The organism is Stenotrophomonas sp. YJH_SMC_80, from assembly GCF_059372495.1.
In genome coordinates this window covers 53234-78329 of sequence record NZ_JCAFVP010000016.1, presented here as the reverse complement: position 1 = coordinate 78329, position 25096 = coordinate 53234, and the positions used below count along the sequence as shown (strand labels likewise).

The window sequence follows — 25096 nt, the reverse complement described above, 5'->3', positions numbered from 1 at the left end:
CAGCTGACGCCCGGCTGGCTGGCCTGCTCAACCGCACCGCGCTTGAACTCGGTGCTGAACTTCCTTCGCTTCGACATGAACACTCCTCATGGCCTTGATCGGCCTTCTCGTAAGTGTCCGTGAAAACGGGGGTGAACCCGACACAAGAGCACCGCGTAATCGTTCGGATACCATCCAGTAGCCGCTCATGCCCCCCTCCAGATCCTCTGGGAGGCTCCCCTTCTTTGCCGAGTAGACCAGCAGCGGCTTCTCCGCCATGGGGGGAAATCCCCCTTCTTCTGGTCGCAGGATCAGGCGAGGCGGGATGCGCAGCCGCTTCGCGTTCTCGAACACAACGCCGTGCCCCTTTCCCCCACGCGTGGTGTCAGGCATCAGGAGGAAGTACTTGCCAGGAACAGGCTGGTTCGACTTCGATGCTTCCATGCTCTTTCGCCTTCTTTAGCTATGATGCGCCGTAGCGAGTCTGCCCCGTTCTACCCCGACCTTCCACCTCGTGCAATCAGATCACTGCGAGATTCGGAACCTGGTCAAGCATGCGTCCCACGTCTTGAGACGCGCTCCAGCCATCCTCCCTTTCCCCTCTGGAGGATGACATGACCAAGATCGACCCCACATGGCTGGAAGCCTTCGACAAGGAGCTCCTCTACCTGTTCGCCATCAACCATCGCGATGCCGGCATGGATGAGTACCTGCTGGGCTGCTACGCAGACCTTCCGCCACGCGAAGCGGCACTGGCGTTCGGCAGCGACTACGACCTGGAGCGCGACGATGCGCTGTGGCCACGGCCGGGCGTGGCGCTGCAAAGTTAAGCTGTGTCGCAATCGGCACGCTGCGCGTATCAGCCCAGCGGGCTAGGTGTCGCTTTTGGGATCCTACACGGCTGCAAACCGTGCTTTTTGGAGCGCGTTCGGGCGGTAGCTTAACAACGACCCAAACCGCCGCACCGCAAGGGTTCTGCCACGCGCGCGCCATGCAACAATGCCGTAAGCGTCAGCATTTGCGGCCTCTGCGACCTAAGGTTTCTTGGCATCTCGCAACCATGCGAGTACACCTTGGCGTGCCACCGGAGAAGGGTGGCGCGGGACTCGAAAACCCGTCTATGTACCAGATGTATGCGCTTGCCAGCCGGCGCCACCGTTTGTGTGGCGCCGGCTGGCAATCCGTTCGCGTTTCCATGGCGGGCGGTGCGTGGGGATCTTCGGATCCGCCGGTCTGGTACATACCGGTTTTCGAGCCCGCACCGTCCGCCACCTTTATCGGTGGCGCTGCTATCTGTCCTGTACGGAGCATTGCCATGAACACATCGGACTTCCGTTCCCTGCACGCGCAGTACGACCCGGACAACGCCGAACCCGAGCGCGAACCGTCCGTCGATCCCAACGCCTTCGTCGCCACGCTGCACCGCATCGGAACTGGTGCGGCTGCGGACGGCCAGCCTTGGCCGGAGCGGCATCAACTGCCCGGGCGGCGTCTTCAGTTGGCGGACGCGGATTGCGCGCTGGCGGGTCTGCGTGTGGTGGCGGAGCTGATGCTGGCTGCGGAGCGCACTCGACAGAACGGTGCGCCCGAGGAGTACCTGGGGGATCGGGTGATGGAAGGATTGAAGATGGCGTGTGTGGCGTTGACTGCGCAGGTTGCTGAGCGGTTGCATGTGCGGGAGTAGAGCGCGCCTCGCTGCGCACATCGAATGCAATGCGCGAATCGTATGCACGGTCCGAAGCATTCTCCGCTGTCTGAGCCTTTAGCCTCCAACACTGGCCTCACTATGCCGAGCCGGACTTTGCTTGCCCTGACGACGGCAGCGCTATCGGGATTGATCATTGGAGGGACGTACGCGCCTGCCACCACAATGAGTCTTGAGAACTACCCAAGACTCACTGACTCGGAGTTTGCCCTGTTTCAGGCCGAAGCCGAGAGCTTCGCCGAAGCATTGGCTTGCCAAGGCGTCATCATCGGAAAGCATGATTCCAGTAGACGCTTCTTTGATATCAGCGTACGCGGCGATGCCGTTCTGTTCGTGGACAACTCTGGGCCGAGTCTTCTGATAGTCACTATGTCTACGGGCGCAAGCGATGCAATAGAGCTAGAGCGCTGGAAAGATGGATGGGGCTCACCAGAGATGCGCAGGAGGAACCTGAGCACACCTGAGAACAGCTGCGCTAGGTCTGCGTCCCAGTAGCCCCCCACCTGCATCCTGTCCAGGCAGCCAAACGCGCCAACCAATGACACAAGGAACCTGGTTCTGGCTAGAATCCTGGGCACTTAGCTTCTGGGACAGGGATCTAGGATGGAACTCCCATTCGAGGTGGGCGCGCTCTACAACCGTCAAAAGCAGATCCACGGTGTATTTGGCGGGCAACAGCAAGGCGGCATTTCGACACCGAAGGAGCATCCGCTAGTCATCGCGTTCACTGGCGAGGCCGGCGTGTCTCATGGCTACCATGATTTCTGGGACGACGACGAAGTCTTTCATTACTTCGGCGAGGGTCAAGTCGGGGACATGAAGTATGTGGCGGGTAACCGAGCGATTGGCGAGCACGTCAAGGATGGCAAGACACTCGTAGTGTTTCAGATGATGGGCAAGGGGCGGCCCTACCGGTACCTTGGTAGGTTCATCTGTCAGTCCTCCTACGTTCGACCTGACACGCCAGATGGAAAAGGGCAGCCTAGATCTGCGATCGTGTTCCGCTTGAAATCGCTGGAAGCCTCGCTGGGCCTCTCGGCAAGTGAGAAGGACCAGGCTGAGATCGATGCCGCAATCGATGACGTCGGCGCAACCAGCGCAAGACGCGAAACCGAGGTACGGACGAAGCAGCGCCTGTTCCGTGAGCGCCTGATTGGGATTGAGAAAGGTTGCCGCCTGACCGGCATTGAGGACCTTAGATTCCTCCGTGCGAGCCACATCAAGCCATGGGCAGATAGCACTCATAGCGAGCGGGTTGATGGGGAGAATGGCCTTCTGCTGGCCCCCCATGCGGACCTGTTGTTTGATCGGGGCTGGATTAGCTTCTCGTCGGCCGGTCGCCTGCTGATTTCGAGCGGCCTACCGTCTGACGTTCAAGTTCGGCTTGGTCTGAAGTTGGATGCTTCACTTCGATGTGGAGTCTTCTCCGCGAAGCAACTTGGCTTCTTAGAATTTCATCGAGACGTTATTTTTGACAGACGGCGAGGCACTTTAATCCCTATAGCTTAAGAGTTCACAGGAGCATTGCTCGGCCACTACGCCTCTTAAGCAAGCGTCGACAGGCACGGTAATGAGATGAGATCAACTGTTGAACCGAACTCTCTCGCCCTGATTAGCGGTCGGGGTAGGAGGCCATTACTGAAGTTATCATTCTTTGCCACCAACTGCGCGGCGCACTTGGCGGAGAATGGTTAGCCCTCCAAGCGCGATTTATGACCCATCTTCGTTGCAATCGCGCCGCCAGCTTTCGATATTGGAACGGACATAGAGCGGTGTAGGGAGCAATTTCTATTACGGCATTCATCGCGCAGTTATTCGATGAAATGCTGGCGCAGACCCTTCTGGATCGACTTTGTAGTTCAATCAAACACTGCCCCCTTTTCATACACCCACTCCAGCGTCACCCCATGGCATATTTCGTTGTCATTGCGTACCCAAAATACTTGGGACTGGCTGGCAAGTCTGCCAGAACCCGGATACGCCCTTTCCAGAAATTGGTCGATCAACCTCGATAGCTACAGAAGCCCCAAGGCTGACTTGCTCGTGTTTTTCTTATCACACAAAGCTTCCTGACTTATTTTTTGTACGCCTTTCGGATAGCGACTTCAGCCTTCTCTTCAGAAGATCAACTTCCCCCATTACTCTGCGATCACTAGATTTTGACTTCAGATACGCATCTAGGCGCGCGAGCTCCCTCGCAGCCAGGGGGAGCTGCGCTGGCCGAGCCTTCAAGAGGCCCCAGGTCATCTGGACAGAACACCTGTACCAAGGAATTCCGAGCTCTTCAGCCTTGGAAAGCGACAGATCGCAAGCACGCGCGTCGCCTTTTCGCGCCTCAATCATTCCCCTGAGGAACCAAGCTTCCGCATCTCCAGGCAACAGATCCACCGCGGCCTTTGCTTGATGTAGCGCGGCATCCATATCCTGCCGCGCCGAAAACAAGAAATAGGCAAACTTCGACCTCAAGTGCCCATTCATACTATCCGAGGCAACGGCCTGCTCAAATAGCCTCTGGCTCTCGTCTATCTTTCCTTCGCGCCGCGCAATCTCAGCAGCTTTGGCTAGTGGGGTTCGTACGGCGTCCGCCGCAGTTCCTGCCAGGTATCTGGAAGAATTCTTAACCATTGCCGAGACGCGCGCAGTAACTCTCGAGACGTTCTCTGCAGTCGGAGACTCTGTTCCATCCGCAATTCTAACTTTTTGCCCACTAGCGAAGGCAACGAAGTTTCTTGAAAAACTTACCTGTATGTCATTAGCAACAGTAACAAATGACGCAATCCCGCTCGACTGCTGCAGGACTCGCTCCATCGACGAAACTGAAACTTCAAATTCCTCACAGCATGTCTTGAAAGAGTAAGACTGATGTACGTCGCCCACTCTTGCCATCAGGAGAAGCACCCGCTTCTCATCTAACGAGAACTTTGCCCACACGTCTGCAAAGAGGAACTCACCGAGATCCTTGCTGAGCATTTTTGAAACACGATCCGTAGCGCGCGATATTTTTCTAACACCGGGATCGCAGAGAGCGCTTACGAAGGCTTCCAGGACAATCGGCCTTCTTTCGATCCTGTCAATTTCCCTCTGTAGCTCCTCATCAGACGCCTCATATCCCAGCTTGCACTGAAGGAGGCGTGAGCGATCTCTAACGAAGTCGATCGCTTCTCGCATCTCGAACACGGGGACCTCAATTGGTGATGCTTCGAGATGCTCCATTCGCCGCGAGGTTAAAAGCACCCTACCGACCCTGCGGGCAATCTCTTTAATCTCCTTACCTACAAGTCGGCCCTCGCCCTCGTCGGAGATAAGAGTTTCCGTGTTATCGATGACGAGCCAGATCTCCTGTCTCTTCAATCCCTTCAACTCCTGGATCTTCCCCTGAAGCTGCAACGCAGCCGAGGACAGATCGAGTCGATAGAAATCGTTCGCGGGAAATGCTCCGAAAAGAAGAACATGAATATTCGCAAGAAGCTCAATTAAGTGAGGCTGCCCTGCCTTAATAGGCTCAAGGCCATCGAGGCCCCACTGTGTTCTCTTTGCCGTGTAAAAGATAACAACCTTGGGATGCCAGGAAACCTTAATATCCTCTTCCAACACACGATGCATAAATTCGATCGCGAGTGTTGTCTTGCCGTAGCCCCCGTCACCGTAAACGAGGCAGGCCCGAGCATCAGCATCCTCGTACCATTCGATCAGCTCATCAACTTGCGATTGCCTACCTGCGAAAGAGTCAGTCTTTCGATCGGGTATAAATACTTCTGGGCACCAGCCATTTTCCCATTTTACGAGCGCAGGAAGTTCTTTTACCCCCAGTCCAGCAAATGGGTTGGACGCATCGTAGTTGAATTCTGCACGTCCCCCTTCACCGTAAAGCTGGCAATAGACTCTCACCCTGTCCGACGCTATCCGGCGAATTTTCCGGATAAGTGCCGGACTCCCATCCCAAACCTTGAGGAAATGCAGAAAGACTTCATCAGGGGCACTGCCGACGACCAAGCCCTCCGCTGTAGCTCTGGGAAGCACCGGCGCTAGGGAATCCACCAGATAGGCGATCGCGTCCACCTCGCATTCTGGACGATAATCCCCCAGCAAACCGTGCCCCTCGGCGCCATTGTTCCGAATTTGTATTAGAGCACGTAGAAGTCCAAGGAAATTCTTAGGATGCTCTCCACAAATTTGCTCAGCGGGGCGAGTCCCGATGCCTTTGATCAGAATTCTTGATACCCCCGACCATCCCGTCTGCTCTGCGCAAATGAGAAGACTGTCTAACGCATCAACAAGAGAACCATCTGCAGGCTGCCAAAGCGAATCGACGACACTCCTGGCGGGCGCAACGGAAGGATCGGGGACTTTCTGCCCAACCCATTCGGCAAGACCAAATACTGCCTGCTGCAGAAGGAGCCTAGTGGCAGCGATTACTTTGACGCGCAGCTCAACATCGTTACTGGTTGAGCGAATGTCGTTAACAAGGCTATTGAAGTATTGCTGCATCACTTCCCCCTTATCCTTAAGAGACGCAGAAAGAAAAACGGGGCAGCCCAAGGGCGCCCCGTTTAATCTAGCATGGACAATGAATAATCAAACCCCAACAGGATTAGCCTTCTCCGGATCAATCTTGTACTGCTTGATCGCCCGGGCCACGTCCTTCGCGGTCATCTTCCCTTCCTTCGCCAGCGCCGCAATCGCGGCATGCGCGATGTAGTAGCGATCCACCTCAAAGAACCGGCGCAGGTTCGCACGCGTATCCGAACGGCCGAAACCATCGGTACCCAGCACCGTATAAGACATCGGCACGAACGCACGGATCTGATCCGCATACGCACGCACATAGTCGGTGGCGGCAATCGCCGGGCCCTGGCGGCCTTCCAGCAGCTCGGTCACGTAGGCCTTGCGCTGCTCACCTTCCGGATGCAGGCGGTTGGCACGTTCCACGTCGAAACCATCGCGACGCAGTTCGTTGAAGCTCGGGCAGCTCCAGATATCGGCGGTCACGCCGAAGTCCTTGTCCAGCAGCTCGGCAGCAGCAATGGCTTCGCGCAGGATGGTGCCCGAACCCAGCAGCTGCACGCGCAGCTCGCCCTTCTTCGGCTTGCCGGCGTCGGTCAGCAGGTACATGCCCTTGACGATGCCTTCGGCCGCGCCTTCCGGCATTTCCGGGTGGGTGTAGTTCTCGTTCATCAGGGTGACGTAGTAGTACTCGTCAATCTGATCTTCCATCATCGCCTTGGTGCCGTGCTGCAGGATCACCGTCACTTCGAAGCCGAAGGTCGGGTCGTAGCTGCGCACGTTCGGGATGCCACCGGCCACCAGATGGCTGAAGCCATCTTCGTGCTGCAGGCCTTCACCGTTCAGCGTGGTGCGGCCGGCGGTGCCACCCAGCAGGAAGCCGCGGGTACGCATGTCGGCGGCCTGCCAGGCGATGTCGCCCACGCGCTGGAAGCCGAACATCGAGTAGTAGATGTAGAACGGCAACATCGGCACGTTGCTGACCGAGTAGCTGGTACCGGCGGCCATCCACGAGCTGATCGCACCCGGTTCGCTGATGCCCTGCTGCAGCACCTGGCCGCTCTGGTCTTCGCGGTAGAACATCAGCTGGTCGGCGTCGACCGGCTTGTACTTCTGGCCGAACGGCGCGTAGATGCCGATCTGGCGGAACAGGCCTTCCATGCCGAAGGTACGGGCTTCATCGGCCACGATCGGCACGATGTGCGGGCCCAGTTCCTTGTCGCGCAGGGTGATGTTCAGGCTCTGCACGAACGCCATGGTGGTGGAGTAGCTGCGCTCGCCGCTGCTCTTCAGCAGGCGCTCGTACGCCTCCAGCTTCGGTGCCACGAAGGTCTTGTCGGCCTTGCGGCGGCGCTGCGGCAGGTAACCGCCCAGCGCGGCACGGCGCTCCTGCAGGTACTGCACTTCCGGCGAATCCGGGCCCGGGTGGTAGAACGGCACCTGGCCGTCGGCCAGCTGCGCGTCGGTCACCGGAATGTTGAAGCGGTCGCGGAAGTGGCGCACCGCTTCGTCGTCCAGCTTCTTGGTCTGGTGGGTCGGGTTCAGTGCCTCACCAGCACTGCCCATGCCGTAACCCTTCACGGTCTTGGCCAGGATGACGGTCGGCATGCCCTTGGTGTTCACGGCCTGGTGGTAGGCGGCGTACACCTTGTGTGGGTCGTGGCCACCACGGTTCAGGCGCCAGATGTCGTCGTCGCTCAGGCCGGCCACCATCGCAGCGGTTTCCGGGTACTTGCCGAAGAAATGCTCGCGGGTATACGCGCCGCCGAAAGCCTTGCAGTTCTGGTATTCGCCGTCGACGGTTTCCATCATCAGCTTCTTCAGGACGCCGTTGGTGTCCTTGGCCAGCAGGGCATCCCAGTAACCGCCCCACAGCAGCTTGATCACGTTCCAGCCGCCGCCACGGAACACGCCTTCCAGTTCCTGGATGATCTTGCCGTTGCCGCGCACCGGGCCGTCCAGGCGCTGCAGGTTGCAGTTCACCACGAAGATCAGGTTGTCCAGGCCTTCACGGCCGGCCAGGGCGATGGCGCCCAGGGTTTCCGGCTCGTCGCTCTCGCCGTCGCCGATGAAGCACCACACCTTGCGGTCGGACTTCTCGATCAGGCCACGGTTTTCCAGGTAGCGCATGAACTGCGCCTGGTAGATGGCGGCCAGCGGGCCCAGGCCCATCGACACGGTCGGGGTCTGCCAGTAGTCCGGCATCAGCCACGGGTGCGGGTACGAGGACAGGCCACCGCCGTCCACTTCCATGCGGAACTTGTCCAGCTGCTCTTCGCTGATGCGGCCTTCCAGGAAGGAACGCGCGTAGATGCCCGGGGCGCTGTGGCCCTGGATGAACAGCAGGTCGCCCGGGTGGTTTTCGCTCGGGGCGCGCCAGAAGTGGTTGAAGCCCACGTCGTACAGGGTGGCGCCGGAGGCGAACGAGGCGATGTGGCCGCCCAGGTCACCCGGCTTGCGGTTGGCCCGGACCACGGTGGCCATCGCGTTCCAGCGGATGATCGAACGGATGCGCCATTCCAGCTCGGCGTTGCCCGGGCTCTTGGCCTCGAACTGCGGTTCGATGGTGTTGACGTATTCGGTGGTGGGAGAGAACGGCAGGTAGGCGCCCGAACGACGGGTCAGTTCCACCATGCCTTCCAGCAGCTGATGCGCGCGCTCGGAGCCCTCGACATCAATAACGGCCTTCAACGACTCGATCCACTCCTGGGTTTCCACAGGATTCGGGTCGTTGTTCAGCACCTCGTTCAACCAGTTCATTAGCGCTCCCATAACCGCACGCACGCGCGCGACTGTTGTATAGATTTCTAGACCGCAAAGTGTAGCGCACCAAGGGCTTTCGTCACTTGGCTACGCAGGCGTATGGATGCAACCGGCCAGTGTCCGCAAGGGGCTTGCCGGGCCCGCTGAAGGCCCTGCGGCGGGCCTTGGTGGCTGCGCGGGCTGTCGCTTGCGGGCCGCTGCGCCCATGTGCAGGACGCAGTGTTACCGCTGCCGATGACGGTTGTAGGGCAGCGCCACACCCACCGGTATCGGCTGCGCGTGCCGGCGCTGAACCGGCGACAACGTGTCGCACCTGCCTCTGGATTGGCCCCCAACCTGCCCTCAGGGTAGGCCTCGAGTGTTGGCCTCGCCCGCTTCGGTCCGCCGTCTGGCCCTGCCTCGCTCCCTTCCACAGTGTTGCCCGGGGCGCCTCGCAAGGGGCGCCCCTTTTGCCGTGCGCGGGGCTGGCCGTGGCCCAAAACTGACCCGCTTGTGGCCGGATCGGTGATTGCCGGCTTCGATATATCGATATATCGTTTGCACACTCGTTTACCGATATATCGAAATGAGCCGCACCGCTTCTCCCAGAGCCCGTTCCACCCATTCGGAAGTGCCGCGCCGCAACGGCCAGCCGCGGGTGCTCAGCCGCGGCGACCTGCGCCTGCTGGTGCTGGCCCTGATCGGCGAGCAACCCCGCCATGGCTACGAGCTGATGCAGCTGATCAGCAACCAGTTCATGCAGGCCTACACGCCCAGCGCCGGCACCATGTACCCGCTGCTGGCCAGCTTCGAGCAGGCCGGTTGGATCGAGGCCGAGGAAGTGGATGGGAAGCGGATCTTCCGCATCACCGCCGCCGGCGAGTTCGAGCTGAAGGTGCAGCGCACCCAGGTGCGCCTGGCGCAGCGGCGTGCCTTCGACCGTGCCCGCGAGATCACCAAGGCCTCGCTGCCGCCGCCGCTGGCCGGTGCCCTGCGCGAGTTCAAGCGGGCGCTGGTGCACCACCACGGCCGCTGGGCCGAGGGCGAAGCCGAAGAAGTGGCAGCGCTGCTGACGCGGGCGTCTGCCCTGCTCAACGGTACGGCCGGTAGCGAGAGCCCACCCATTTCAACGACCCAGCCAGACTGACTCCAGCCAGGTCTCCCCTACGCCGCGCAGCACTGCGCGACACCTTTACAGGTAACCCCATGACCGAACACAACAACACGCGCCTGCGCCTGGATGTGCGCTTCCGTGAACTGACCGTGCTGCGCACCGAAGAGGTCACCCCGCACATGCGCCGCATCGTGCTGGGTGGCGCCGAGCTGGCCGGTTTCGATTCGCCCGGCGCCGACGACCACATCAAGCTGTTCTTCCCCAACGCCAGCGGCGAGATGGTGCTGCCGGTGGTCACCGCCGAAGGCCGCAGCTATCCGGCCGGCAAGGAGCCCTCGCCGGCCCGCGACTACACCCCGCGCTGGTGGGACCACGAAACCGGCGAGCTGGCCATCGACTTCGTGCTGCACGACCAGGGCATTGCCGGGCCGTGGGCCGAGCAGGCCAAGGCCGGCGACACGCTGGTGATCGGCGGACCGCGCGGTTCGTTCGTGGTGGCCGACAGCTTTGATGCCTATGTGCTGATCGGCGATGAAACCGCGCTGCCGGCCATCGCCCGCTGGCTGGACGTGCTGCCGGACGGTGCCGAGGTGCAGGCCTTCATCGAAGTGAACGATGAGGCCGAACGCCAGGACCTGCCGCAGTACGAGAACGTGCGCATCCACTGGCTGGAGCGCAATGGCTTCCCGGCGGCCAGCAGCACGCTGCTGGAAGACATGCTGACCGACTTCGAGGCCCCGGACGGCGATGTCTTCTACTGGATCGCCACCGAATCGCGCCGCGCACGGATGATGCGCAAGTTCATCGAAGGCCACCTGGGCGTGCCGCGCGACTGGATCCGCTCGACCGGCTACTGGAAGGCGCACCCGGACGAAACCGACGGCGATTGATCCAAAGACGGTGGGTGCGGACCCTGCCTGGTAGGTGCGGACCGTTGGTCCGCACGCCCTGCAACAGGTAGTGCCGGCCGCTGGCCGGCAACCTCATGAACCTTCTGCAGGAACCTGCAATTGCCGGCCAGCGGCCGGCACTACCACCTGCTGCGCCCACCCGAACCGCTGCGCGGCCCAGATCTCCAGCGCCACCAGCAGCGCGATGACCAGCAGCGGCAACAGCAACCCGAAATACACGCCGGGCATCATGCCGTTGATCTGCGCCTTCACCAGCCGCAGCACACCACGGGTGTGCAGCAGCTCATCCACATGCATGGTCAGCGCCTCACGCACCACCTTGGGCTCCAGGCCCACGGTGCCGGCCTTGTCCACCAGCGTGTCTTCCACCCTGCCGCGCAGCAGACCTTCGCGCACCTTGCCGATCACCCAGCCGGTGCCGCGTGACAACGGGCCGTTGCCAAGACGATCCAGGCCGGGCAAGGGATGTTCGCTGAGGTAGGCCGAAGCGATGGTATCGGCCACGTCACCCACCGTGCCCTGGCTGCGCAATGCCTCACGCATGCGCGGATCGTCCAGCGAGTCGGTGAAGCCTTCGCTCCAGCCTTCCACCAGGGTCTGCAGGTGCGGCTGGAAATGATCGAGCTGCTTGAACAGCGCACGATGCGCACCAGCAGTGAAGCCCAGCTGCAGGCCGAAGAAGGCGGTGGCCAGCGGCAGCACCACCACGTAGCTGGCCAGCAGCCAGTGATGCCAGCGCTTGCGCCGCTGCAACCAACCCCGGCGGTGCAGCCCGCGCCAGGCGGCGATGCCCAGCACCAGGCCAAGCAACGTGCCGAGCACGCTGCCGCCCACCAGATCGAGCACGCTCAGGCCCGACCAGAATTCGTTCAACCAGTACTGCGCGTCCTGCATGGGTCTTCCTTCCGTGGGTGCGGCTGCGCCTGAAATGCCAGCCAGGTAGAGTCGACTGTTAGTCGATTATCGCGCGCAGCGCGGGGGTTTCCGGCATCGCGCCAAGAGCAGTCGACTAACAGTCGACTCTACCAAACGGAAGACCGCCGCTCCGGAACACGCCAAGCAATGCGACAATCGCGCTCCTTTCCTGCAGCAACGAGGCCCACATGGCCAAACTGACCCTGGCCAGCGTGGATGCGCTGCGTACCCGCTTCGCCGATGACGCCGCCTGCGATGCGGCCCTGGCCGCCTTTGCCGACACCGCTGCACTGCGCGTACCGCTGCGCGAGCTGGTGGCGGCACAGCACCGTTACCTGCAGGCCGAATTCGAAGTGGCACAGGTGGCCGATGTACTGCGCCGCGACCAGAAGTACGCGCCGGTGGGCCGCCCGTCGGTGCACATCGTGCAGCTGCGCAAGCAGCAGGCCGCGACCAAGCAGGCGGCGCTGATCGCACGCCAGGTGGTGGCGCAGGCCGCGCAGACCTTCGTGCGCGTGAGCGGGCTGGCAGTGAAGGCCAAGCAGAGCCCGAGCGAAGCGTGCGTGGCATGGTTGGGCGCGTTGCGCTGAGCGCGCCGCCCACGATGTGATGGAACCGACCAGCGTGTGATGGAACCGAGCAGTGGTAGAGTCGACTGTTAGTCGACTGCTCCCGGCGCGGTGCCTGAAAACCCCGCGCTGCGCGCGATAGTCGACTAACAGTCGACTCTACCAAGGCAGGTTTTCCGCGCAGTGCGGAGTTTCCGGGCGCCATCGACGCGGATCGAATTCGCAAAAAGAAGGCCCGCTTTTCAGCGGGCCTTCTGCCTTCTCACGACGAGTGAGCGGGGTGCATCAAGCCGCCGGCTTTTCGCCGGTGGCTTCGGTAGTGATGCGGATCTTCACTTCATCGCTGACGTTCGGGGCGTACGCGCCGACGCCGAAATCGCTGCGCTTCAGGGTGGTGGTGGCATCGAAGCCGGCGGCCGGAACCTTGGCCATCGGGTGCTCGCCGCCGCCGTTGACGGTGACGTCCAGGGTGACCGGCTTGGTGATGCCCTTGATGGTCAGGTCACCGGTGACGGTCAGCTTGTTGGTGCCAGCGGCTTCCACCTTGGTGCTCTTGAAGGTGGCATCGGCGAACTTGGCGGCGTCGAAGAAGTCGGCGCTCTTCAGGTGCTCGTCGAACTTGGCGGTGAAGCTGTTCAGGCCGCTCAGCGGCAACTTCACTTCCACGGTGGACTTGGTCACGTCTTCGGCGTTGTACACCAGGGTGCCTTCGACGTTGCCGAAGTGCGCGCTCGGATTCGAGAAGCCGAAGTGGCTCCACTGGGCCAGCACGTCGGTGTGGGTCGGGTCCAGCTTGTAGGTGCCCGAGGCGATCTTGATCGCTTCGGCGGCCGGCGCGGCAGCGGCGGCATCGGCGGCCGGGGTGGCGGCCTGCTCGGTGGTGGCCGGGGCGGCGGCGTCGGCGGCCGGGGCAGCGGTGTCGGCCGGCTTGGAGCAGGCGGCGATAGCCAGGGTCAGGGCCAGCGGCAGCAGCAGTTTACGGGTGGCGCTCATCTGAGGAACTCTCCGGATCGTAGGGTGGGTACACGGTGCAGCAAGAGCCTGCCACGGGACAGCAGGCCCGAAACCGATACAACGACTTACGCGATGCGCGCCGCTTCGTCGAACGACAGGCGCGGCAGACGCGGGAACAGGCCCGCCGGGTCACCGTAACCCAGGTTGACCAGGAAATTCGACTTGATCGAAGTGCCGGCGAAGAAGGCTTCGTCGACCTTGGCCGGGTCGAAGCCGGACATCGGGCCGGCATCCAGGCCCAGCGCGCGTGCGGCCAGGATCAGGTAGGCGCCCTGCAGGCTACCGTTGCGGAGGGCGGCTTCGTGGCGGCCTTCCTGCGGGCCGTCGAACCAGGCCTTGGCATCGGTGTGCGGGAACAGGTACGGCAGCTTCTCGTGGAAATCCAGGTCGAAGCCGATGATGGCGGTCACCGGAGCGGCCATGGTCTTGTCGTGGTTGCCTTCGGACAGGGCCGGGGCCAGCTTGGCCTTGGCTTCCTTCGAGGTGACGAAGACGAAGCGGGCCGGCGTGGTGTTGGCGGCGGTCGGCCCCCACTTCACCAGGTCGTACAGTTCCTGCAGCAGGCTGGCCGGGACCGGCTTGTCGAGGAAGGCGTTCTGGGTGCGGGCAGTACGGAACAGCTGGTCGAGGGCAGCAGCGTCGAGCGCGTGGGACATCGGTGGATCTCCAGGGCGGCTAAGGGAAGTCAGTGCCCGCGGGCGGCGCGGGGCGAAACGACGAGCCGCAGTGTAGAGTGTCGCGACTGTTGCAACACCCAGCAGGGCTGAAACGAATTAATGCCAATGGTGAAACGATCGAGCGCGCCATGGACGGTCACTGACGGCCGTGCGGGCAATGTCCGCCAGGCGGTCGCGCTGGCCTCGGCGCTGCGCCAGGGCACCCACCGACCGCTGGTCCTGCAGCCCCGCGCACCCTGGCGCTGGCTGTCGCCGCAGCGCCTGCCGGGTGATGTGAACGGCTATGGCGAGGCTTTCGCGTCATTGGCTGCCGAGGCCCCGGCGCTGGCGATCGGCTGTGGCCGCCAGGCCGCCGGCGCACTGCGCGTCCTGCGGGCACGTGGCAGCCGGGTGGTGCAGATCCTCGATCCGCGCATCAGTGCCCGCCATTGGGATGTGGTGGTGGTGCCCGAACACGATGCCCTGCGTGGCAGCAACGTGCTGACCCTGCTCGGCAGCCTCAACCCGGTGGACGACGACTGGCTGGCCTGGGGCCGCGCCGCGTTTGCCGGCTTCAGTACCTTGCCCGGCCCGCGCACCGCGTTGCTTGTCGGTGGACCGACGCCGCTGGCGCCGTGGGATGAAACGGCGATGGTGGGCGTGTTCCAGGCGCTGGCCGAGCAGATCCGCAGCGAAGGCGGCAGCCTGCTGGCGACCACCTCGCGACGCACGCCGCCGGCCCTGGCCGAGATCCTGCGCGCGACGTTCGCCGACCTGCCGCACGTGATCTGGGGCGACGGCGGCGACGGTACGAATCCTTATGGCGGCCTGCTCGGCTGGGCCAACCGCGTGGTGGTCTCGCCCGATTCGGTGAACCTGCTGTCTGAAGCCTGCGCCACGCGCATGCCGGTGATGGTGGCGCTGGCCGAGACCGCGCAGGGCCGGCTGGCACGCTTCCAGCAGCAGCTGCGCGAGCGCGGGCGGCTGCAGGCGCATTGGCTTGACTGGCAGTACGACCGCATCGAACCACTGCGCGAGACCGCGCGGGTGGCCGCGGAAGTGAAAGCGCGGCTTGGCTTTTCGCAAGAGCCCGGGAAAACAGCGAAGGAGTTGTAGAGTCGACTGTTAGTCGACTGCTGTTGGCGATACCGCTGAAAACCCCGCGCTGCGCGCGATAGTCGACTACCAGTCGACTCTACCGCGCAGCGGCCCAAGCCCCGCGACGCGGCCCTGGCCCGCCGTTACCCGATCGCCCAGCATTTTCTGAACATTTCGATCCGACTGTACGGTTAGAGTCCAGCGTCGCCCATCACGCTGAACGTCTTCATGCGCACCCTGCTCCTGCTGCCTCTGGCCCTGCTCGCTGCCTGCTCCACCACGCCCACCGAGCTGGATCCGATCTCGTATCAATGCCAGCAGCAGCTTGACGCGTACCGCGAACAGCCGGTGCTGCGCGATCCGAAGACTGGCCAGCGCCCGCCGCTGCCGGTGGCCCCGATCAGCGACGCCTGCGACAAGGAACTCCAGCGCAAGGGCCTGGACCGCCCGCTGCGCTGACCGGCGTATGATCAGCGCGCGGGCCTGCCCGCCGTTGAAGGTACCGACATGGATCGTTTTTCCCGCCTGCCCCGCGCCGCGCTGCTGATCGCCAGCCTGTTGGCGACTGCACCGGCCTGGGCCAACAGCACCGAATGCCGCGAGCGCTACCCGAGCGTGGCCTCGCAGGCGGCGATGCTGGACGTGGCCTGGACCACCGCCGAGCGTCTCGATGCGCTGCCCGATGTGGACGTGGTGGTCGCCGCGCGCGGTGGCCAGGACCTGAGCCGCTACGGCCTGCGTCACAGCCACCTGGCCTTCCTGCTGCGCGAGGACGACGGCCGCTGGCGCGCGATGCACCTGCTCAACCGCTGCAAGACCGACAGCTCGCAGCTGTACCACGAGGGCCTGGGCAACTTCGTCGGCGAGAGCGGCGGGCATACCGACCTGCGCATCGGCGTGCCGTCGGCGCCGCTGCGTGCTGCATTGAAGGCGATGCTGGTGTCGCCGTCGATCCAGCCCAAGGCGCTGCACGAGACCAGGTACAACGTGGTCGCCTACCCGTTCGCCACCGACTACCAGAACTCCAACCAGTGGGTACTGGAGGTGCTGGGCGCGGCGATGGCGCAGGCCGATGGCGCACCGGCCATCGTCAAGCGCGAACAGGCCCAGCAATGGCTGCGCCAGCAGAAGTACCAGCCCAGCGTGCTGCATATCGGCCTGGGCAAGCGCGTGGGTGCACGCCTGTTCATTGCAAACGCCACCACCACCGACCACCCCGCCGGCGAACGCATTTCCGGCAACTATTCGGTGGTGACGGTGGAATCGGTATTCGACTTCCTGCACCAGCGCAGCCAGCTGCAGCAGGAACTGGTGATCCCCCATGTGCCGGTGGCCGGTGCTGCTGCCGCGACGCCCTGAACCCCGCGAGGAGAACGACATGCGTCCCCTGCCTGTTTCCCTGATGTCGATGGTGATCATTGCCGGCCTGCTCGGCGCGAACACCGCCCATGCCGAACGCCGCATCATCATCCTGCAGGACCCGGGTCCGCAGGGGCCGAGCCTGGAAATGTCCGCGCCCCTGGTTGCTTCCGCGCGCGCCGCCGCTGCCAAGGAAGCCCGGGATGCCGGGCTGCCGCCCGGCCACGGCGCATCGGTGAAGCTGCCGCAGATGCAGGTGAGCGCCATCGCCACCACCGTCGACGGCCGCCGCGAAGTACTGCTGCGCGATGCCAGCAACCCGCAGAACACCGCATCGATGCAGTGGCCGAAGCGCCCCGGCGATCCCGCCGTGCAGTTCACCGTGGGCCAGACCGTGAACTTCGAGCCGACCGGCACCGACCAGGGCTGGCAGGTGAAGGACAACCAGGGCCGCCCACTGGAATACCTGCCCGAGGCCACCGGCCCGCGCGACATCTTCGATACCCGGCGCTGAGCCGCCGCCCCCACGTTGACCAGGAGGTCTCCATGTTCCGTTGCCTGCGCATTCCCGCGTCCGCCCTGCTGCTCTCGGCGCTGCTGGTGCCCACTGTCCATGCTGGCGCCGCGCCGCAGTTGAACAGCAGCGAGGCCAGCGTGATCGTGACGTCGTTCGTGGTGCTGTCGTTGCCACTGGCGGCCTCGATGGGCTTGTCCGAACTGTCCAAGGCGCCGTTCAAGGCCAGCGAACGCGACGGCCGGGCCACGCGCACCAAGGCAGTGCCGCTGCCGCCGATGGAGGTGAAGAAGGTGGAGACCACGCCGGAGGGCGAGCGCCAGGTACAGCTGCAGGTGCCGGACAAGGCCGACCAGACCGCCACCCTGCGCTGGCCGGCGCACGTGCATGAAGACCAGGCGGCAGGCTTCGTGGTCGGCCAGCAGGTGCACTTCGACCCCACCGAAGCCGGTGCCGGCTGGACCGTGAAAAGCGCGCAGGGCCAGGCACTGGCTTACGTGCCCACCGCCTACGCCGCTGGCGATGTGATGAGCGAAGCGCTGTAAAGCTGAACGACCGGTTTTGGCTTTGCCGCGGGCCGGGCGGATAATGGGCGATCCCCTTTGTCCCCCTGGCTCGCCATGTCCGTGCGTCCTGCCCCTCTTTTTGCCCCGCTGACCCCGCGCGCCCTGGTGCTGGCGGTACTGGCGATGGGCGCGGTGGTGCTGCTGTCCAACGTACTGGTGCAGTACCCGATCAACGATTGGCTGACCTGGGGTGCCTTCAGCTATCCGGTCGCGTTCCTGGTCAGCAACCTGATCAACCGCCGCTTCGGCCCGGGCCCGGCGCGCCGCGTGGCGTGGATCGGCTTCCTGGTGGCGGTGGTGTTGTCGGTGTGGGTGGCCACGCCGCGCATCGCCATTGCCTCGTGCTCGGCCTTCATCGTGGCGCAGCTGCTGGACATCACCGTGTTCGACCGCCTGCGTCGTGGCAGCTGGTGGCGCGCACCGATGGTGGCCACCACCTGCAGTGCGACGGTGGATACCACCATTTTCTGGTCGATCGCGTTTGCTGGTTCCACCCTGCCGTGGGTGAGCTGGGCAGCGGGCGACCTGGCGGTGAAGCTGGCGATCGGCGTCTGCCTGCTGGCCCCGTTCCGCGCGTTGTTGTGGAAGATGGCGCCGCTGCGGGCCACCAGCTGACCGCACATGCTCTGGTGGGTGCCGACCGTTGGTCGGCACGCCCTGCAGAACTCATCGCTGCCGACAGATTGTGCCGACCAACGGTCGGCACCTGCCAGGAGCGGGCATCGCAGGGCCATTGATCCGGTGGGTGCCGACCGTTGGTCGGCACCCCCTGCAGAACTCATCGCTGCCGACAGATTGTGCCGACCAACGGTCGGCACATACCAGGAGCGGGCATCGCAGGGCCATTGATTCGGTGGGTGCCGACCGTTGGTCGGCACGCCCTGCAGAACTCATCGCTGCCGACAGATTGTGCCGACCAGCGGTCGGCACCTACCAGGAGCGGGCATCGCAGGGCCATTGATCCGGTGGGTGCCGACCGTTGGTCGGCACGCCCTGCAGAACTCATCGCTGCCGACAGATTGTGCCGACCAACGGTCGGCACCTACCAGAGCGGGCATCGCAGGGCCATTGATCCGGTGGGTGCCGACCAACGGTCCGCACCCACCCAAAGTGGTTGCAGCATTTGCCCCCGCTCAGGCGAACGGCAACCCTGCGGCTCTGCACGCTGCCATAATCGCGGCACACGCGTCTTCAATCGCAGGCGTGGTCGGCGCCAACCGCGGGCGCCGATCCAGCGTGCAGGCCAGGCCCACGTCCAACAGCGTGGCATGCGCTCCGTGCAGTGCCTGCGCGGTGGCATCGGGCAGGAAACCGGCAACCGCCAGCGCATCGATCAACGACGGTGTATCGCGCGGCTGCAGCAGCACCGCATGCTGCGCACTGCGCGCCAGCACGCCGGTCTGCAGCAGGAACTCCAGGTCCACCACGCCGCCGGCACCCTGCTTCAGGTCCAGTCGTGCGGCATCGCTGCGGTCCAGTTCGGTGCGCATGCGGCCGCGCATCTTCAGCACGTCCGCATACAGCACACCCGTGTCGCGCTCACGCCCAAGCGTTTGTGCACGCACCTGCTCGAAGTCGGCCAGCAGGCTGGCATCGCCGGCCACGCCACGCGCGCGCACCAGCGCCTGGTGTTCCCAGGTCCACGCGCGTTCGCGCTGGTATTCGGTGTAGCTGGCCAGCGAAGACACCAGCGAACCCTTGCCACCGTCCGGGCGCAGGCGCACGTCGATGTCGTACAGGCGCCCGGCAGCCGTGACTGCACCGAGCAGCGCCATCACCTTCTGCGCCAGGCGTGCATACCAGCGGCCCGGCTCCAGCGGGCGCGCGCCATCACTGGCATCCACGCCGGCCGGGTTGTCATGCAGGAATACCAGGTCCAGATCGGAACCGAAGCCCAGTTCAAGCCCACCCAGGCTGCCGTAGCCGATGATCGCGAAACGTCCGCCGGGAATCCCGCCGTGTGCGGCGTGCATGTCCGCTTCGGCCATCGCCAGCACGGTGACCACCACCGCCTGCGCCAGTTCGGCCAGTTGCCGGGTGCTGTCCACCGCGCCCTGGCGGCCATCCAGCGTAGCCATCGCCATGCGGAAGCTGAGCGCCAGCCGCGTCTCGTTGAGCCAGCGCAGCGCGGATTCGGGATCCTCCACCGCCAGCACCTGCTGGCACTCGGCCAGCATGCCGGCGGCATCCGGCATCGGCCCGGACACGCGTACGTCCAGCAGTTCGTCCAATAGCAGCGGATACGCCGCCAGGCGCTCGGCAAGCAGCGCGCTGCGCGCCAGCACATCGACCAGCCGCGCCAGCGCACTGGGCTGCTCGTCCAGCAGCGCGAGATAGCTGGTCCGGCGCAGCACCGCCTGCAGCAGGCCAAGCACACGCCTGAGCGCGGCGTCGGGTTGTGGCGAGCGCGTGGCCGCATGCAGCAGCGCGGGCAGCACGCGATCCAGCCGCGCACGCGCCGCATCGGACAAGGACTTCACGCCGGTGCCCTGGGCGAAATCGCGCAGCGACTGGTCGGCGCCGTTGGCATCGAGGAAGCCGGCTTCGGCCAGCAGTGGTGCGTTGCTGCCTTCGGGCAGGCTGCGCCAGTAGTTGGCCAGCGCGTCGGGCGCGGCCTGGCCCTTGCGCGGCGCCAGCAGCGCGGCAAATTCAGTACTGACGCGCTGCTGCTGTTCGGCCAACGCCGCGCGCAGCCCGTTCCAGTCCGCATAGCTGAGGCCGACGGCGATGCGTTCGCGGTCCAGCGCGTCGCTGGGCAGTACGTGGGTCTGCGCGTCGCGCAGCATCTGCAGGCGGTTCTCCAGCCGGCGCAGGAACAGGTAAGCCTCGCGCAGTGCGGCGCCATCCTCGGGCGCGATCTGTCCGGCGGCAACCAGTGCATCCAGCGCCACCAGCAGGCGACGCTCGCGCAGTGCCGGTTCACGGCCACCGCGGATCAGCTGCAGTGCCTGGCACAGGAATTCGATTTCGCGGATGCCACCGGCGCCACGCTTGATGTCCTCGTGCAACTCGCGGCGCGCGACCTCGGCGGTGATCGCCGCCTTCATTTCGCGCAGGCCATCGAGCGCGGTGAAATCGAGGTAGCGGCGGTACACGAACGGGCGCAGGGTCTGCAGCCACGCTTCACCGGCGGCGATGTCGCCGGCCACCGCGCGCGCCTTCAGCCACGCATAGCGTTCCCAGTCGCGGCCCTCGCGCTGGAAATACTGGTCCATCGCCGCGAACGACAGCGCGACGCGGCCGGCGCTGCCGAACGGGCGCAGGCGCAGGTCGACACGGTGGCTGAAGCCATCGACGGTGGTTTCGTCCAGCAGCTTGGCCAGGCGCTGGCCGAGGCGGGCGAAATACTCTTCGGCGGCCAGCGCGCGCGGGCCATCGGATTCGCCGCCGTGCGGATAGGCGTAGACCAGATCGATATCGGAACTGAAGTTGAGCTCGCCGCCGCCCAGCTTGCCGAGGCCGAACACGACCAGCTGCTGCGGCGTGCCTTGGTCATCGGCGATGACGCCATGGCGCTGGGCGAATTCCTGCTGCAGGGCCTCCAGCGCCAGCCGCAGGCAGTCTTCGGCCAGGGTGGTGGCGCCGGCCAAGGTCTGCGCCACGTCGTCCAGCCCGGCAAGGTCGCGCCAGATCAACCGTGTGGACATCGCCGCACGCCAGCGCCGCAGCTGTGCCGGCCAGTCGCTGGGCTGCAGCGGGTCGAGCACCGGCGCCGGGATCGGCGGGCAGCCGGGCGCGGCCAGCTGCGCCAGCAGCGCGGGTTGGCGTACCAGGGTGTCCAGCGCGAAGTCGCTGGCCACCGCCAGCCGGGTCAGCAACGGCAGCAGGTCGGCCGGGATGGGCTCGGTCAGGACCTGGGCCAGACGCGCCAGGGCGCGGTCGACAAGAGGCTGCAGGGAGACGGGCAGATCAGCGGGGGCGAGGGTCATGGGCTGATTGTATCGACCCGGTCGGGGCGCAACGGACCCGGTAGTGCCGGCCGCTGGCCGGCAACCCCGGTAACCTTCGGCAGCATCATCGGATCTGCCGGCCAGCGGCCGGCACTACCAAGTCAACGGATCTGCCGGCCAGCGGCCGGCATTACCAACAATGCAGGCCGCGTATTCATACTGGGCGACAGGCAATAAAAAAGCCCGCTTGCAGCGAACTGCCAGCGGGCTCTGCTCCCTCCCCCACGTCGGGATGCAGGGCCATCGTGCGGGCTGCGAAAGCACTTTGCACGCTGCACTGCAAAACAAAACCGACGGGTTTGGGTGAGCCCCTGGGGAAAAGCCATTCCACGAAGGTAGAACCCCCCGTACGGATGAGGATGGCCGATAATCGGAATTCCCCCCAGCAACACGTGTCGTCATGTCTGTTGATCGCATCGCCAACGCGCGTCTCCGTGACCGCGTGGTCTCCGCAGAGGCCGCAGCCGCGCTGATCCAGCCCGGTGAAACCGTGGCCATGAGCGGCTTTACCGGCTCCGGGTATCCCAAGGCCGTTCCCGTCGAACTGGCCCGCCGCATCGAAGCGGTGCATGCCCAGGGCAACCCTTTCCAGATCAAGCTGATGACCGGCGCCTCCACCGCGCCGGAACTCGATGGCGCGCTGGCCAAGGCCGATGGCATCGCCATGCGCATGCCGTTCCAGAGCGACCCGGATGCGCGCAACCGCATCAACGAGGGCAAGCTGGACTACATCGACATCCACCTCAGCCACGTTGCCCAGCACGTGTGGTTCGGCTTCTACGGCGAGATCGATACCGCCGTGATCGAAGTCTCGGCCATCCGCGAGGACGGTTCGCTGGTGCCCTCCACCTCGGTCGGCAACAACAAGACCTGGCTGGACCTGGCCAAGAAGGTGATCGTCGAGGTCAACGAATGGCAGCCGGCCGGCGTCGACGGCATGCACGACATCTACTACGGCACCGCGCTGCCGCCGCACCGCAAGCCGATTCCGCTGGTGAACGCCAACGACCGCATCGGCGACACCGCGCTGCGCTGCGACCCGGACAAGATCGTGGCGGTGGTGCGTACCAACGGCCCCGACCGCAACAGCCCGTTCAGCCCGATCGATGCGACCAGCGAACAGATCGCTTCGCACCTGATCGAATTCCTCAAGCACGAGGTGAAGAAGGGCCGCCTGCCGCCGAACCTGCTGCCGCTGCAGTCGGGCGTGGGCAACATTCCCAACGCGGTGCTGGCCGGCCTGGCCAAGAGCGGTTTCCGCGACCTGGCCGCGTTCACCGAAGTGATCCAGGACGGCATGCTCGACCTGCTGCGTGATGGCGTGCTGAGCTACGCTTCGTGCACCGGCTTCGCGCTGAGCCCGCAGGCCAACGAGACGTTCAAGGAGAACATCGATTTCTACCGCGAGCGCATCATCATGCGCACGCAGGAAATCTCCAACCATCCGGAACTGGTGCGCCGCCTGGGCTGCATCGGCATGAACGGCATGATCGAGGTGGACATCTACGGCAACGTCAATTCGACGCACGTGATGGGCACGCGGATCATGAACGGCATCGGCGGTTCCGGCGACTTCGCCCGCAACGGTTTCCTGTCGGCGTTCCTGAGCCCGTCCACCGCGAAGAACGGCACCATTTCGGCGATCGTGCCGATGGCCAGCCATGTCGACCACACCGAGCACGACGTGTCGGTGATCGTCACCGAACAGGGCCTGGCCGACCTGCGTGGCCTGACCCCGCGCAAGCGCGCGCAGGTGCTGATCGACAACTGCGCGCATCCGGATTTCCGTCCGCAGCTGCAGGATTACTTCGACCGCGCCAGCCGCGAGAGCTACGGCAAGCACACCCCGCACCTGCTGCCGGAAGCGCTGTCGTGGCACCAGCGTTGGCTGGATACCGGAACGATGAAGGGCTGATTGCGTTGGGGGTCAGAGCCCTTTTCTACCAAAAGGGGATCTGACCCCGATCATGCGCAACGTCGGGGTCGGATCCCTTTCCACAGGAAAGGGCTCTGACCCCAGCTACGGAATCGGGTAGAGCCGGCCGCTGGCCGGCTTCCCCAACAGCCGGCCAGCGTCCGGCTCTACCTTCACGCGATGCGCAGGCTCGCCAGCGATTCGGCCTGCAGCCGCTCGTAGATCTCGAACTCGTCATTCACCGCCACGCCCAGCGCCTGTTCGAAGGCCTCGCGGTTGGCATGTGCGGCATAGGCGCGCTGTTCTTCACCACCCAGGTTCGACTGGAAGATGCCCGCGGCACTGACCGGCAGGAAATCCTCATAGACGATCGGGTCGGCCGTGGCCAGGCCGGCGGCCACCAGCACTTCAGCCGGCAGATCCGCCACGCGCTCGGGCGCGGCACGGCCGGCGTCGGTCAGCTGGTAGCGGTAATAGCCCAGTCCTTCCTGGCGCAGCGTGTCATGGTCATCCGGAAAGCTGGCGAACACCGCCTGCAGGCGTTGGCCGTAGTCGCCACCGGTGCTGCCTTCGCCACCGGCATCGCGGGCCTGGGACAACAGCTGGTCGTACAGCGCGCGGCCCTTCGGGGTGAGCGCAAGGCCGCGTTGTTCGATCTCGCCGAAGCGCGCGGTATGGGTGCCGGCATCGCCGCCTTCGCCGCCCGGGAAATGCACGGCCTCTTCCAATGCCTTGAAGCTGGTCTGGCGCAGCAGGATCGGGCAGGCGCGGCGCGGCGGGCCTTCGATCACCGCCTTGGCGGCCATGCCGTGTTCGATCATCGCCGCCTGCGCAGCGTCGATGTCCAGCGTGCGCGGGGTCAGGTGATTGATGTGCGGGCCACGGAAACTGACCACGTCGGCCACCAGGCGGTGCGCGTTGTGCAGCGCGTGGTAGGTCGGCAGGTCGACGGTGGCATCGCCGTGCCAGCGGAAGGTTTCCAGCGCTTCGTCGACGAAGCGTTCGGCATCGGCCTGCGACAGGCCGCCGTCACGCTCGGCCTGGTCGATCAGTGCCAGCGCGCCGTCGGTGAAGATGCGGCGGCGCGCAAGGATCTTCGCCGATTCGGCACGCAGCGCTTCGTCTTCGATCAGCTCCAGGCGCAGCAGCGAGGTGAACACGCGGAACGGATTCTGCGCCAGCGCCGCGCCGGTGAGCGGGCGGAACGCGGTGGAATGCACCGGCACGCCCGCGACCGACAGGTCGTAGTAGCCGACCGGGTACATGCCCATCACGGCGAACAGGCGGCGCAGCGTGGCCAGTTCCTGCACGGTGCCCACGCGGATCGCGCCGTGGCGCTCTTCATCCAGGCGTGCGCGCTCGTCGTTGCGCTGCAGCTGCGCGGCCAGCGCCGGGTCCTGCTCCAGCACCTGCGCGTTGATCCGCTCCACCAGTTCCACCAGCGTGCCGTACAGCGGCACTTCGGTGCGGTACATGCGGGACATGGCCTGTGCGAACAGGCGGCGGATCACATCAGGCGAAACCAAAGAGGCGCTCATCAGTCACTCGATTACGGGAACGGGGGAACAGCTCGGACCCGTATTGTC

Annotated in this window: 21 protein-coding genes and 1 pseudogene; 13 read left to right on the top strand and 9 right to left on the bottom strand. The window is 64.5% G+C overall.

The features are described from left to right. Both AC5P99_RS19080 and AC5P99_RS19075 read right to left on the bottom strand, forming a co-directional pair. A partial coding sequence (locus tag AC5P99_RS19080; protein WP_308307029.1) for a transposase occupies positions 1-77 on the bottom strand: 77 nt, incomplete at its 3' end. Positions 78-138: 61 nt separating this feature from the next. Continuing rightward, positions 139-423 (bottom strand): annotated as a pseudogene (locus tag AC5P99_RS19075) (imm11 family protein); the annotation flags it as partial. Positions 424-593: 170 nt separating this feature from the next. Between AC5P99_RS19075 and AC5P99_RS19070 the strand changes: the two are divergent. From AC5P99_RS19070 to AC5P99_RS19060, 3 genes are all read left to right on the top strand, one after another. After that, positions 594-809 carry a hypothetical protein gene (locus tag AC5P99_RS19070; protein ID WP_495213438.1) on the top strand — a complete coding sequence of 72 codons (216 nt, stop codon included), beginning with the start codon at positions 594-596 and terminating at the stop codon, positions 807-809. Positions 810-1294: 485 nt separating this feature from the next. After that, the gene (locus AC5P99_RS19065; protein WP_188248656.1) at positions 1295-1663 is read left to right on the top strand and encodes a hypothetical protein; all 369 of its coding nucleotides are present in this window, start codon (positions 1295-1297) and stop codon (positions 1661-1663) included. A gap of 624 nt (positions 1664-2287) precedes the next feature. Further along, positions 2288-3193, top strand: coding sequence for an HNH endonuclease (locus AC5P99_RS19060; RefSeq protein WP_495213437.1), 906 nt, complete (start codon positions 2288-2290; stop codon positions 3191-3193). Between the two features lie 546 nt (positions 3194-3739). Here AC5P99_RS19060 and AC5P99_RS19055 read toward each other — a convergent pair. Next, positions 3740-6172, bottom strand: a complete 2433-nt coding sequence (locus AC5P99_RS19055) for a hypothetical protein (RefSeq protein WP_495213436.1) — start codon at positions 6170-6172, stop codon at positions 3740-3742. Positions 6173-6259: 87 nt separating this feature from the next. Next, complete coding sequence (gene aceE, locus AC5P99_RS19050) at positions 6260-8947, bottom strand: pyruvate dehydrogenase (acetyl-transferring), homodimeric type (RefSeq protein ID WP_005407842.1); 2688 nt, start codon at positions 8945-8947, stop codon at positions 6260-6262. 568 nt (positions 8948-9515) lie between these two features. Between aceE and AC5P99_RS19045 the strand changes: the two genes are divergently transcribed. Beyond that, complete coding sequence (locus AC5P99_RS19045; RefSeq protein WP_005407841.1) at positions 9516-10076, top strand: PadR family transcriptional regulator; 561 nt, start codon at positions 9516-9518, stop codon at positions 10074-10076. A 59-nt stretch (positions 10077-10135) separates the two neighbouring features. After that, complete coding sequence (locus AC5P99_RS19040) at positions 10136-10933, top strand: siderophore-interacting protein (protein ID WP_495213435.1); 798 nt, start codon at positions 10136-10138, stop codon at positions 10931-10933. A gap of 93 nt (positions 10934-11026) precedes the next feature. Here AC5P99_RS19040 and AC5P99_RS19035 read toward each other — a convergent pair whose 3' ends face one another. After that, complete coding sequence (locus AC5P99_RS19035) at positions 11027-11848, bottom strand: hypothetical protein (RefSeq protein ID WP_495213434.1); 822 nt, start codon at positions 11846-11848, stop codon at positions 11027-11029. 209 nt (positions 11849-12057) lie between these two features. Between AC5P99_RS19035 and AC5P99_RS19030 the strand changes: the two genes are divergently transcribed. Further along, positions 12058-12459 (top strand): hypothetical protein, encoded by a 402-nt coding sequence (locus AC5P99_RS19030; protein ID WP_099604730.1) that lies wholly within the window; start codon positions 12058-12060, stop codon positions 12457-12459. Positions 12460-12723: 264 nt separating this feature from the next. Here AC5P99_RS19030 and AC5P99_RS19025 read toward each other — a convergent pair whose 3' ends face one another. Together AC5P99_RS19025 and AC5P99_RS19020 are read right to left on the bottom strand one after the other, a co-directional pair. Further along, positions 12724-13431, bottom strand: coding sequence for a YceI family protein (locus AC5P99_RS19025; protein WP_005407837.1), 708 nt, complete (start codon positions 13429-13431; stop codon positions 12724-12726). A gap of 86 nt (positions 13432-13517) precedes the next feature. Continuing rightward, positions 13518-14108 (bottom strand): malonic semialdehyde reductase, encoded by a 591-nt coding sequence (locus tag AC5P99_RS19020; protein ID WP_005407836.1) that lies wholly within the window; start codon positions 14106-14108, stop codon positions 13518-13520. 126 nt (positions 14109-14234) lie between these two features. Here AC5P99_RS19020 and AC5P99_RS19015 point away from each other — a divergent pair, with 126 nt between their 5' ends. The 6 genes from AC5P99_RS19015 (at position 14235) to AC5P99_RS18990 (ending at position 18260) form a co-directional block, all read left to right on the top strand. Beyond that, positions 14235-15224: a mitochondrial fission ELM1 family protein gene (locus tag AC5P99_RS19015; RefSeq protein ID WP_495213433.1), complete on the top strand. Its 990-nt coding sequence runs from the start codon at positions 14235-14237 to the stop codon at positions 15222-15224. A gap of 210 nt (positions 15225-15434) precedes the next feature. Next, positions 15435-15665, top strand: coding sequence for a hypothetical protein (locus AC5P99_RS19010; protein ID WP_049448854.1), 231 nt, complete (start codon positions 15435-15437; stop codon positions 15663-15665). Positions 15666-15713: 48 nt separating this feature from the next. Further along, a complete protein-coding gene (locus tag AC5P99_RS19005; RefSeq protein ID WP_495213432.1) occupies positions 15714-16565 on the top strand; it encodes a DUF2145 domain-containing protein in 852 nt (283 codons plus the stop codon). A gap of 19 nt (positions 16566-16584) precedes the next feature. Beyond that, entirely contained in the window at positions 16585-17079 is a 495-nt protein-coding gene (locus AC5P99_RS19000) for a hypothetical protein (RefSeq protein ID WP_043035716.1), read from the top strand. A 32-nt stretch (positions 17080-17111) separates the two neighbouring features. After that, entirely contained in the window at positions 17112-17624 is a 513-nt protein-coding gene (locus AC5P99_RS18995) for a hypothetical protein (protein WP_049459203.1), read from the top strand. A gap of 75 nt (positions 17625-17699) precedes the next feature. Next, entirely contained in the window at positions 17700-18260 is a 561-nt protein-coding gene (locus AC5P99_RS18990) for a queuosine precursor transporter (RefSeq protein WP_060380532.1), read from the top strand. Between the two features lie 518 nt (positions 18261-18778). On the opposite strand, the gene glnE is transcribed toward AC5P99_RS18990, so the two are convergent. Further along, positions 18779-21574 carry a bifunctional [glutamate--ammonia ligase]-adenylyl-L-tyrosine phosphorylase/[glutamate--ammonia-ligase] adenylyltransferase gene (gene glnE / locus AC5P99_RS18985; protein ID WP_495213431.1) on the bottom strand — a complete coding sequence of 932 codons (2796 nt, stop codon included), beginning with the start codon at positions 21572-21574 and terminating at the stop codon, positions 18779-18781. 421 nt (positions 21575-21995) lie between these two features. On the opposite strand from glnE, the gene scpC reads away from it, so the two are divergent. Then, a complete protein-coding gene (scpC, locus tag AC5P99_RS18980) occupies positions 21996-23510 on the top strand; it encodes a succinyl-CoA:acetate CoA-transferase ScpC (RefSeq protein WP_005407828.1) in 1515 nt (504 codons plus the stop codon). A 173-nt stretch (positions 23511-23683) separates the two neighbouring features. Here scpC and hglS read toward each other — a convergent pair whose 3' ends face one another. Next, complete coding sequence (gene hglS / locus AC5P99_RS18975; protein ID WP_049448576.1) at positions 23684-25048, bottom strand: 2-oxoadipate dioxygenase/decarboxylase HglS; 1365 nt, start codon at positions 25046-25048, stop codon at positions 23684-23686. Between the last annotated feature and the right edge of the window lie 48 nt (positions 25049-25096).